9 protein-coding genes and 1 riboswitch are annotated in these 11115 nt (G+C 69.2%); all 9 genes read right to left on the bottom strand.

Annotation, left to right across the window (positions count from 1 at the left end; translation table 11 throughout):
- The 9 genes from mnmA to WC969_12180 all read right to left on the bottom strand — a co-directional run bounded on the left by mnmA (position 1) and on the right by WC969_12180 (position 10696).
- The gene (gene mnmA, locus WC969_12140; GenBank protein ID MFA6030597.1) at positions 1-1059 is read right to left on the bottom strand and encodes a tRNA 2-thiouridine(34) synthase MnmA; all 1059 of its coding nucleotides are present in this window, start codon (positions 1057-1059) and stop codon (positions 1-3) included.
- Positions 1056-2216, bottom strand: coding sequence for an aminotransferase class V-fold PLP-dependent enzyme (locus WC969_12145; protein ID MFA6030598.1), 1161 nt, complete (start codon positions 2214-2216; stop codon positions 1056-1058). Before WC969_12145 ends, mnmA begins: the two co-directional genes overlap by 4 nt.
- A complete protein-coding gene (locus WC969_12150) occupies positions 2213-2905 on the bottom strand; it encodes a hypothetical protein (GenBank protein MFA6030599.1) in 693 nt (230 codons plus the stop codon). Before WC969_12150 ends, WC969_12145 begins: the two co-directional genes overlap by 4 nt.
- Positions 2902-3696: an OmpA family protein gene (locus tag WC969_12155; protein ID MFA6030600.1), complete on the bottom strand. Its 795-nt coding sequence runs from the start codon at positions 3694-3696 to the stop codon at positions 2902-2904. Before WC969_12155 ends, WC969_12150 begins: the two co-directional genes overlap by 4 nt.
- 3 nt (positions 3697-3699) lie before the next feature.
- Positions 3700-4497 (bottom strand): MotA/TolQ/ExbB proton channel family protein, encoded by a 798-nt coding sequence (locus WC969_12160; protein MFA6030601.1) that lies wholly within the window; start codon positions 4495-4497, stop codon positions 3700-3702.
- 51 nt (positions 4498-4548) lie between these two features.
- Positions 4549-4773 carry a flagellar FlbD family protein gene (locus tag WC969_12165; GenBank protein ID MFA6030602.1) on the bottom strand — a complete coding sequence of 75 codons (225 nt, stop codon included), beginning with the start codon at positions 4771-4773 and terminating at the stop codon, positions 4549-4551.
- The gene (locus WC969_12170; GenBank protein MFA6030603.1) at positions 4770-6578 is read right to left on the bottom strand and encodes a hypothetical protein; all 1809 of its coding nucleotides are present in this window, start codon (positions 6576-6578) and stop codon (positions 4770-4772) included. The genes WC969_12165 and WC969_12170 overlap by 4 nt, the downstream gene beginning before the upstream one ends.
- Positions 6579-6871: 293 nt before the next feature.
- On the bottom strand, positions 6872-8839 hold the full coding sequence (locus tag WC969_12175) for a FliG C-terminal domain-containing protein (GenBank protein ID MFA6030604.1): 1968 nt from the start codon (positions 8837-8839) through the stop codon (positions 6872-6874).
- Positions 8840-9106: 267 nt separating this feature from the next.
- On the bottom strand, positions 9107-10696 hold the full coding sequence (locus WC969_12180; protein ID MFA6030605.1) for a PorV/PorQ family protein: 1590 nt from the start codon (positions 10694-10696) through the stop codon (positions 9107-9109).
- Between the two features lies 1 nt (position 10697).
- Positions 10698-10778, bottom strand: a riboswitch (cyclic di-GMP riboswitch).
- Positions 10779-11115 lie beyond the last annotated feature (337 nt).

The raw sequence follows: 11115 nt of genomic DNA on the forward strand, positions 1-11115 counted from the left end.
TCATTGTACCTCCTCAATAGCGGCTCCGCCCAGCACCTCGTCGCCGCGGCAGAAGGCCGCGGTCTGCCCGGGGCAGACCGCGCGCTCCCCCGCCGACAGCTCGACGCGCATGCGCCCGCCGTCCAGCGCGACGAGGACGGCGTCGAGCACGCGGCCGCGGTGGCGCACGCGGACCCCGGCCGGCCCGGCGACCGGCGCGCGCGTCCAGGACGCCGGGCCGGTCGTGAAGACCTTCTTGAGCGTCTCCTCGGCGGTGCCGACGAGCAGCGTGTTCGTCGTCCCGTCGAGGCCCGCCACGTAGAGCGGCTTCTTCGAGCTCAGGCCCAGACCGCGCCGCTGGCCGATCGTATACGCGGGCAGGCCGCGGTGGCGGCCGAGGAGCCGGCCCTGCAGGTCGCGGATCTCCCCCTCCTGGAAGGCGCCGTCGCCGCGGCGGGCGCGCAGGAAGGTGCGGTAGTCCCCGCCGGGCACGAAGCAGATCTCCATGCTCTCCGCGTGGTCGGCGTTGGCGAGGCCGAGCGACCGGGCCTTCGCGCGGACCTCCTCCTTCGAGAGCGCTCCGACCGGGAACAGCGCCCGGGAGAGCTCCCGCACTCCCAGCCGGCAGAGGAAATAGCTCTGGTCCTTCTCCGGGTCCGCCCCGCGCAGGAGCCGGACCCCGTCCTCTCCCCGCTCGAGCCGGGCGTAGTGGCCGGTAGCCAGATAGTCCGCCTTCCAGGCCGCGCAGAGTTCGAGCAGCCGGCCGAACTTGAGCGTCCGGTTGCACTCCACGCAGGGGTTGGGGGTGCGCTGACGCAGGTACTCGTCGATGAAGGGCGCGACGACGGTGCTCTCGAAGCACTCCGCGAGGTCGACGACATAGTGCGCGAGCCCGAGCTTCTCGCAGGCGCGGCGGGCCTCGAGGAGGTCGCTGGGCGCGCCGCAGCAGCCGGAGCCCGACGCGAGGGCGCCTCCGAGCTTCGCGGTGACGCCGAAGACCTCGTGCCCGGCCTCGAGGCAGAGCGCGGCCGCGACCGCGGAATCGACGCCCCCGCTCATCGCCACGGCCACCCGGCTCATGCGCGGCTGCTCCTCAGGCGCTCGACGGCGCCGGGCAGGACCTCGAGGACGCGCGCGACGTCGGCGGCCGTCGAGCCCCAGCCCAGCGAGAGGCGCAGCGCGCCGCGCGCGAGCGGGGAGGGGACCCCCATGGCTTCGAGGACGTGCGAGACCCTCGCCAGCCCGCCCGCGCAGGCCGAGCCGCTCGAGGCGCAGACGCCCTCGAGGTCGAGCGCGATGACGAGGTCGTGGCCGTCGAGGCCTTCGAAGCAGAAATGGCAGGTGTTGGACAGGCGCGCGGCGGCGCGGCTCATGCGCCGGGAGCCCGGGACGCGCGCGAGGCCCTCCTCGAGCCGGTCGCGCAGCGCCTCCAGCTCGCGCGCGTGCGGCGCCAGACCTTCGCCCGCGAGCCGGGCCGCGGCGCCGAGCCCGACGATCCCGGCGACGTTCTCGGTCCCTCCGCGCCGGTTGCGCTCCTGGTGGCCGGCGACGACCGGGACGAGCGCGGTCCCCTGGCGCGCGTAGAGCGCGCCGACGCCCTTGGGCGCGTTGAACTTGTGGCCGGAGAGCGACAGGAGGTCGACCCCGAGGGCCTGGACGTCCACGGGGACCTTGCCGACCGCCTGGACCGCGTCGGTGTGCGACGGGATCCCGCGTTCGCGGCAGAGGCGGGCCAGCTCGGCGACCGGCTGCAGGGTCCCGACCTCGTTGTTGGCGAGCATGACCGAGACGAGCGCGGTGTCGGGCCGCAGCGCGGCGAGGACCTCCGCGGGCTCGACCCGGCCTTCCCCGTCGACCTCGACCGCGACGACCTCGAAGCCGCGCCCCTCGAGGAGCGCGCCGAGGCCGCGGTGCGCCTCGTGCTCGACGCGCGTGGTCACGACGCGGCGCTTCGCGCCGCCGGACGCCAGCCGGGCGCCCTCGGCCGCGCCCAGCACGGCCAGGGCGAGGGCTTCCGAGCCGCCCGAGGTGAAGACGAGCTCCTCGGGCTTCGAAGCGTTCAGGAGGCGGGCGACGGCCGCGCGCGCCTCTTCGACCGCGCGGCGCGCGCGCTGGCCGAAGGAGTGGACGCTGCTGGGGTTGCCGTAGAGGTCCCGCAGCCAGGGGAGCATGGCTTCCAGGACCTCGGGACGGACGGGGGTCGTGGCGTTGTGGTCGAGGTAGACGACCGGCGTCATGGTCCGCCGAAGAAGCTCTTGAGCAGGTCCTCGTCGCCCTTCGCCGCCGGCTTGTCGCCCTCCGGCGGCTTCGCGCCGGGGAGCTCCTTCGACTTGGCGGCCTTCTTCCCCTCGATGGGCTGGACGATGAGCTTGCGCACGCCCTCGGCGAAGATGAGCTGGCCGCTCTTCTGGTCGAAATAGAGCCGGAAGGGGGATTCCTTCAGCTGGGGGGAGTACGCCTTGCCGAGGTTGTCGCGCTCCTGCTCCCAGCCCGGGTTGTAGACGAGCTTGCCGCGCACGTCGATGCGGTTCTTGACGATGGGGAGACTGAAGCGGATGCGGTAGACGCCGTTGGAATCGCTGACGCCGGCGTCGAAAGAGGAGGTCTGGAACGCGGCCTGGCTCTTCTCGACGAACTTCTCCTCGCCTTCGGCCGTCGCGCGCACGACGACGCCCTGGATGGGGTTGTCCTCGTAGTCCGTGACGACGCCGACGACGTAGCCCTCGAGGAAGTTGGACTTCTGCGGCATGGAGACGAAGAGCATCTCCTTGGCGCCGGTGAGGCGGTCGACGATGACCGTGGAGGCGATGCGCCCCTCCGCGAAATCCTGGAGGACGACCTTCTTCCCCCCCTTGTTGCCTCCCACGGTGAGGAAGGCGCAGCCGGAGAGCGTGAGCGCGAGCGCGGGCGCGAGGAGGCGTCTCATGGGTTGTTCTCCTGGACGGCCGCGGCGGGGGCCGGCTCTCCGGCGGGCGGCGCGGCGGCCGTGGGCGTCGCGCCCGCCGCCGAGATCTCCGCGACGGGGGTCCCGGCGGGAGCGATGGGCACGCCGGCCACGGGGGCCGTCGAGGCGTGGCCCGGGAGCGTCTGGGCGCGCGGGACGACCGTCTTCACGAAGAAGACGACGCGGCGGTTGCGCGCGCGATTGGCCGCCGTGTCGTTGGGCGCGACGGGGCGGAACTCCCCATAGCCCATCGCCGCCATCGCCAGCGGCGAGAAGCCCCTCTGCCGGATGAAATAGTCGACGACCTCGGTGGCGCGGGCCGAAGAGAGCTCCCAGTTGGAGGCGAAGTACTCGTCGTTGATGGGGATGTTGTCGGTGTGTCCCTCGACGACGATCTCGTACTTCTGGGAGAGGTCCTTGAGCTTGGGGGCGATCTTGTCGAGCAGGGCGGCCATGCCCGGGGTGATGTCCGCCTTGCCGCTGTTGAAGAAGGCGATGTCCCCGTTCTCCTCGATGCTGATCTTCAGCCCTTCCCGGTCGATCTTCACCTCGCCGGCGACCTTCTGCTCCTTCATGACCTCCTTGACCTCCTGGGCCGCCTGCTGGACGCCCTTGTTGAGGGAGGCCGAGAGGGCATAGAGGATGATGAAGAAGCAGACGAGCTCGGTCATGAGGTCCGCGTAGTTGACCAGCCACGGCGGCGCCGGATGGCCGATCTGGCAGACCTTCGGGTCGCTCTCGTCGATGAAGCCTTTGGGGGCCTTGATCGGCATCCGCTATTTCCCCGCCTCCGGCGGCGCCTCGGGGACCGCCTCTTCCTGCCCCTTGACGAGCACGCGCTGGGAGGGCTCGAGGTACGCCTTGAGGTTGGCCTCGACGACGCTGGGCGTGGCGCCGCTCTGCAGGAGCAGCACGCCCCGGATGACGATCTCCTTGACGAGCAGCTCCTCCTCGGAGCGGCGGCGCAGCTTGCCGCCCATGGGGAGGAAGAGGAGGTAGCCCGAGGCCAGCCCGTAGAAGGCGGCGGCGAGCGCGAGCGCCATCCGGCGCGGCACGGCCGCGATGTCGTCGATCGAGTTCAGCATCAGCACCATGCCCATGACCGTGCCGATGATGCCGAAGGCCGGGGAGTAGGTCCCCATCGAGTTGAAGATCTCCTGCCCGATCTTGTGGCGCTCGCGGATGAAGCCGAGCTCGGTCTCGAGCATGTTGCGGATGAACTCGGCCTCCTGTCCGTCGATGACGAGCTGCACGCCGCGGCGCATGAAGTCGTCGGGGATGGCCGCGACCTCCGCCTGAAGGGCGAGGAAGCCCTCGCGCTTGGCCTTCTGGGAGAGCGTCACGAAGGTCCCGACGATGCCGGTGGTGTCCACGCCGCCCTGGAGCAGCACCTTGCGCAGGATCTTGCCCAGGCCCACGATCTGCTTGAGCGGGTAGTTCACCAGCGTCGCGCAGAAGGTCCCTCCCATGACGAGGAGCAGGGCCTCCATGTTGAGGAAAGGGACGAAGCCCTTGACGCCCTCGGCCTGCAGGATCGCGGCGATCGCGAGCCCGATGAAGACGAAAATGCCCATTACTGTGGCAATGTCCATGGCAGTTCCTTTACATTAAAAGTGCGGGGAGAATCACTCCCGCTTGAAGCCCTCGATGGGGTTCACGACGGGCCGTTCCGCGTTGACCCGCTTTCGGTACTCTATCACCTTTTCAACCACGACGTCCACGCTCTCCCGGACGACGTAGCGGTTGTTGGTCGCGAGGTGGATGACGGTGTCCGGACAGGCCTCCACGGTCTCGATGAGCTCGGCGTTGATGGTCATCGTCGATCCGTTGAGTCGCGTGAGCTTGATCACGGTTTCCCCCCTCCCGCTCCGGGACCGCGGCGGCATTCCTCGAGCTGCGCCTGAAGGCGGGCGTTGCCCGCCTTCAGCGCCTCGAGGTCCTGCGCGTTCTTGCGGTCCTTCACCTCGTAGGCGATCTTGAGCCGGTTCCAGTTGTCGCGCTCGGCGCAGAGGGCGGCGAAGCGACGCTCCTCGGCCGCGGCGCGGGCCTGGGCCTCGCCCGCGACGGTCTCGAGCCGGCGCACCTGCTCGCGCAGGGCGATGAGGGCCTTCTCCTGCTCGCCGCGCTCGCGCGCATGCGCGGAGCGCCACTCCTCGTCGAGAGCGGAGCGCCCGCGCATCTCGTCGTGCGACTGCTGGAGCTTGGCGAGTTCCTGGCGGGAGGCGTGGAGCTCCTCCTCGAGCCGGCGGCGGGCCTGGTCCGCGCCCTGGGACTGCTGGGCGGCCTTCTCGGCCTCGAGCTTGAGCCGGCGCGCGATCTCCTCCTCCATCGCGGCGCGCAGACGGGACTGCCGGTCGGCGAGCTCGCGCTCCATCTCCGTACGGGCCTCCCCCTGCACGCGGACGACCTGCGCCTGCAGCTCCTCCTGGGCGCGCAGCTTCAGGCGCGACTTCTCGGCGTCGAAGCGCTTGGCGGCCTCGACCTCGGCGCTCTTGCGAAGCTCGAGCTCGCGGTCCTGCCACCGGCGCTGGAGCACGAGGAACTCGGCCTTGTAGCGCTCGTTGAGGTGCAGGACCTCGTCCTTGAGCTTCTGGGCCTCCCCGGCCTGGACGCGCAGAGCGGCGAGCTGCTTCTCCATGGCGCCGGCGACGGCGCGCATGCGCTGCAGGGCGGCCCCGGCCAGATCGGCCTGGGCCTTGGCCTTCTTCGTCTCCCCCTCGGATTCGCTCTTGACCCGGCGGATCTCCGACTCGTAGTCGGCGCGCAGGCGCTGGGCCAGCGACATGAGCTCGTTCTGGAGCTTCTCGTTGTCCTCGAGCAGGCGCTGCTCGCGCTCCTTCGAGCCCGCGCGCTCGACCTGCAGCTCGCGCTCGAGGCGCTCGTGCAGGACATGGAGCTGGTCCTGGGACTTCTCGAGCTCGGCCTTGACGCGGTAGAACTCGCGCTCGCGCTCCTCCGCCCCCTGGGTCTTGGCCTGGAGGGCGGCGTTCTCCTGGACGAGACGGGCGAGCTTCTCGTCGACGGACTTCTTGTCGACGTCGAGCTTGCGGAACTCGAGCTCGATGCCCTTCAGGGACTCGGCCGCGCCCTTGGCCTGGCGCAGCTCGTCCTCGCGCGCGTGGATGAGGCGCTGCCAGTGGGCCTTCTCCTCCAGCCAGCGGCGCTCGATCTCCTGGATGCGGTGCGTGAACTGCCCCTCGATGTCGCGGTCCTGGGCCTCCCGCTGGGACATCTGCCCCTTCAGCGTGTGGACCCAGGTCTCGCGCTCCTGCCCGAGGCGCGCCTCGAGCTCCTGGACGCGGGCCTCCAGCTTCAGCCGCGTCTCCTCCATCTCCCCCTCGCGGCGGTCGCGGCGCAGCTTGTCCTGCACGTCCTTGATGGAGACCTCGACGCGGGAGGCGATCTCGGACTCCTCCTTGGACTTGAGGCTCGCGAGCAGGACCTTCTCACGCTCGTCCTGCAGGCGGCGCTCGAGCAGCGCGATCTTGCGCTCGTAATCGACGGGCGGCGGAGCCGGGGGAGCCGCGGGAGCCGCGGGAGCCGGAGCGGCCGCCGGCGCGGCGGGCATCGCCCACATCGGGGCGGCCATGAAGGGCATCTGCGGCATCATCCCGGGGCCCATCATGGGCATCCCCGCCATGGGGGACATCGCCATCCCCGGCATCCCCCCCGCGGGGGCGGGAAAGCCGAAGCCGGACGGAGGAGCGCTCGCCGCGGGCGGAGGCGGCGGGGCGTTCCCCGACAGGGGAGGCCTCGCCCCGGGCAGGGGCGGCTTCGCCCCGGGCAGAGGCGGCTTCGCCCCGGGCAGGGGCGGCGCCCCCGGCAGAGGCGGCTTCGCCCCGGGCAGTGGCGGCTTCGCCGCCCCGGACGGGGGAAGAGGAGGAAGGTTGGGTTTCTTCTCGGGTTGCTCAGCCATGATGTTCACCCATTGGGAGCTTCATGTGGAGATCATGCGGGCTTGTTCTGCGCCTTGTAGTCGTCCACCCAGGCCTGCAGCTGGGGGTCCGGGTTGTGGGCCAGGGACTTCTCATAATAAAGGAGGGCTTCGGAGGCCCGGCCCATCTGGAAGAGGTCGGAGCCCAGATACTGATAGGCCTGCCACAGGTCGGGGTCGAACTCGATGGCCTGCTGGAAATACTTGACGGCCTCGTCGGTGTTCCCCGCCTCGTGGCTGGCGACGCCCGCGTCGAAGTAGCGCTTCGCCTCCTCGGGGTCGATGCGGGCCCGGACCGCGTCCTCGATGGACGGGGCCGCGGGTCCGGCGCCCTCCTTCTCGTCCCTGCGCGCCGCGGCGGCGCGCGCGAGGGGCGCGATGACCTGCTGGAAGCCCCCTTCGTCCTTGCCGCTGCGCACGGCGATCTTGCCCTGCCGGTCGAGGGCCTTGATCTGGTCCATGATCTTCGCGCGCTCCTCCTCGATCTGCTGGGGTGAGACGCCCTGGGTGTACTCCATGGACTCCTTGAGCAGCGAGGCGGCGCCGGAGGACATGTTGCTGAAGAACTTGTTGACGACCTCGGGCGCCGCGCCGGTCAGGGCGCGCGCCATGCTCTCGGTCTTGAGCTCGCGCACGACCACCTGCATGTCGCGGTCGGGGAAGCCGGCGATGTCCTCGAAGAGGAGGATGAGGCGGCGGACATGGTCGTAGACGGCGGGCTTGTCGTTCTTGAGATACTCGAGGATGTTCGTGCGGGTCTGGCCGTCGGCCTCCTCCAGCATCTGAGTCAGGCGCTCGATGCCTCCGACCACGAACTCGACGTTCTCCTTGATCTCCGCGTCGATGGCCGCGACCTGCTCGCGGGTCACCTGGCGGACGGTGAGGGCCTCCATGGCCACCTTGGCCTGCAGCTCCAGCGGCAGCGCGGTGAGGACCTGCCGGGCGTATTCCGGGCGCAGGTAGCTGAGCACCACGGCGATGAGCCAGGGCTCCTCGCGGCGGATCTGGAAGAGGTTCGCCAATCGCTTGAGGTTCGTCTCGTTGATGTACGCGAAGGGCTCCATCTTCTTGGCCATATCGTCCTCCTCATCATCCGGCGGCGGCGGCGGCGGAAGCTCGGGGGGCTTGTTGCCCACCAGGATGTCGAGCAGCCCTTCCTCCGCGCCCGACCCGCCGCCCCCTCCGCCCTCTTCCTCCTCCGGCGGCTCGATGTTGGACTCGACGTTGATCTCGGCGGCCGGCTTCTGGACGAGGGCCTCGACGTAGCGGCGGAGGAAGCGCGCGAAAGGCCCGAAAAGGAAGAGGAGCAGGAGCAGGAGGAGGGTCGCATAGAGCAGCGGGAGATAGACCCGGGGCTCCTTGAAGTCGTCGCGCCAGTCGTGCTCCTTGAACTGGTACTTCATCGGCTTGAAGAAGACGTCCTCGGGCTTGATCTTGTAGCGCGCCATCGCGTCGACGATGAGCCCGCGGATCTCCTTGAGCTTCGCGGCGGGCGCCTTCTCGTCGTGGAAGACCGTGGTCTGGAACTTCTTCATCACGAGTTCCTGCGCGTAGAACTCCTCCTGCTCGGTCTTCGACTGCTGGGCGGCCTGCCCCACGGCCGCCTCGGGCTTGCCCTTGTCGGAGAGGTTGGAGATGTTCTTGGGCTTGGGAACGCCCGGGAGCGCCCAGTCGCCGAAGACCGCCTGCCCTTTCTCTCCCTTCTCTTTGTATTTTTCGGCGATGCCGGCGCCCTCGCGCAGGCTCTCGCGCCGCTGGGCCCGCATCTCGATCTCCACGTCGACGAAGACGGCCGCGCGGTCCTTGCCGAAGAGGGGGTCGAGGATGTCCTTCTGGATGCGGGTCTCCGCGTCCTTGATGATCTGCTCGCGCTGGTCGACGAGGGTGAGCGGCGGGACCTGGACGACGTCCGTCGCCCGGGCGAGGCCCGGGAGAGCGAGGAATGCGGATAGAACGATACTTTTCCCCATAGTGCCGCTCATCGTCCCTAGTGTAAGGCCCTCCTGTTACAAATTCAAGTCGAGAAAGCGCGTTTATTACGGGTACTTCCGTGGGCCACCCCGGAAGTACTCTGCATAGCACAAGCTATTCCCGGCATCGAATCGCCGATTAAACGCACCTTTCGTCTGACATCGGGCCGTAAAAAAATGAAGGCCGGGGGCCCGGCCGCGCAGCCTCAGTTCTGCGCGGGCCGTTCGGCGTCCCCCCCGGCCTCAAACCCTTGCCGCCCCTGAGCGCGTCCCGCGCGCTCAGGGGATACGCTTGATGAACTCGCCGACGACCTTGTTGTTCGGGTCGATCTCGATGACCCGGCGCCAGACCGCCTTCGCCTTCGACTTCTCCTCCATCATGAAGAACGCCGAACCCATGATCTCGAGCGCGGTGACGTTGTTGGGCTCGAGGTCGAGCACGTCCTGGGCGCGGCGGATGGCGAGGTCGTACTTGCCGTCGTAGATGGCCTGGCGGGCGTCGTAGAGCTTCTGGTCGACGAAGGTGAACTGCTCCGGGCCGTCCGCGCGGCGGGTCAGTTCGCTGACGCCCGCCTCCTTCTCGACCACGTTGAGCAGGGTGAGCGTCTTCTCGTCCTTCGGATTCTTGTTGTAGGCGTAGCGCAGGGCGTTGACCGAGCTGCGCAGGTCGCGGCCGTCCACGTAGGAGATGACGCCGCGGCGGACGTAGGTCTGGAACTCCTCGCCGCCCTGGGCCTGGGGCACGTAGGTGACGACGGTCTGCAGGCGGACCAGCATCGCCTTGACCTGCTTGTTGTTCGGCGAAGCGTCGAGCGCCTGGTTCAGGCGCAGGGCCGCGAGCTGGAAGTCGCCGTCCTTGAAGGCCTGATAGCCCTGCTCGACGAGGATCTTCACCTGGTCGGCGGAGCGGTCGTCGCGCGAGCGGCCGAAGCGGAAGGTCACCGACATGCGCGTGCTCGCGCCGAGGTCGTGGATGCCCTGCGCAAGGTCGATCTGGAGACGCTGGAAGCGGAAGCCGAAGCCGAAGTCCGTCTCCTGGATCTGCGGCGCGGCGAGCAGGCCGAAGCGGAAGGCGAACCAGCGCGCCGCCCAGTACTCGCCGCCGAAGCGCCAGTTGACGTCGGCGTACTGCGGCTTGGAGATGTCGAAGCCCATGAGGAGGCGGTCCTTGAAGAGGCGCAGGCTGTTTCCGACCTTCACGATGACGGGGAACTTGTCGTCGGTGTCGCCGCCGGTCTTGCTGTAGACGTTCTGGATGCCGAGGGCGAGGTTGTAGAAGGGGCTCATGCGCCGCATCGCGGTGACGTCGAGCGCCATCGTGCTGTCGGCGGAGGAGGCGAGCTGGCGGGTGATCTGCTTCAGCGAGATGCCGAAGGCGGTCGTCTCGGTCGCCTCTTTGCCCCAGGAGAAGGCCGTCGCGCGCTGCTGGTCGGCGAAGGTGCCGCCCTTGGTGACGCTGGTGGGCTCGCCGGTCGCGGGGTCGAACACCGCGTCGACCTTCTCGAAGCCGCCCGAGGTCAGCTGGGTCATGCCGAGGGAGAAGGTGCCCTTGGTGGCGGTCGGGTGCGCGTAGCCCATGTAGTTGAAGGAGGTCTGCTCGAAGAGCGTCGCCTGCATCGTCGTGAATTCCTTGCGCTGCAGGTAGGCGAGGCCGGCGGGGTTCCAATAGGCGGCCGTGGCGTCGTCGGCGATGGCGAAGAACGCTCCGCCCATCCCCAGCGCGCGGGCGCCGACGCCGAACTCCAGGAAGGCGCCGGGGCGCCCGCCCGATTCCGCGGCGTCCGCCGGCAGGCAAAGCGAAAGCCCCAGCGCGGCGCCCGAGAGCGCCGCCCAAAAGGGCCTGTCTACGACGAGCCGCATGGCCTTCATGTTCGGTAGCCAGACCTCCCCGCCCGCTGCGGGGATCCAGGCTTTGCGCCCCCGGCTTTCACCGGGTTTGCCGTTGTCGCCGGAAGGCCGGCTCCGCGCGCCCATGCCGAACATCCCCGGGCCGTCGCGCCGAGACCGCCATCCGGTCTGCTACGCCCATAGTATAGACCCGGCATCTTGACTTGTCAAGGCCTTTCCCGCCTCCGCCCGGGGGAGCCTCCCCCGGCGCGGACAGGATACCTGGGCCCTGTTAAGGAAGGATTACGGGTGGACCCTATTAGGTCAAGACCCAGACGTCCGAATCTTCCCGCCCTCTCCCCCCTTCAGGGGGGAGACACAGAGGGGGGAGCTCCCAAAAAGTAGAAATCCCCCCCCTTCCTACCTTCCCCCGCAGGGGAAGGAGTTGAGGAAAACGACTC

Source organism: Elusimicrobiota bacterium, assembly GCA_041660925.1.
In the GTDB taxonomy this organism is placed as follows: domain Bacteria; phylum Elusimicrobiota; class Elusimicrobia; order UBA1565; family UBA1565; genus JBAZUV01.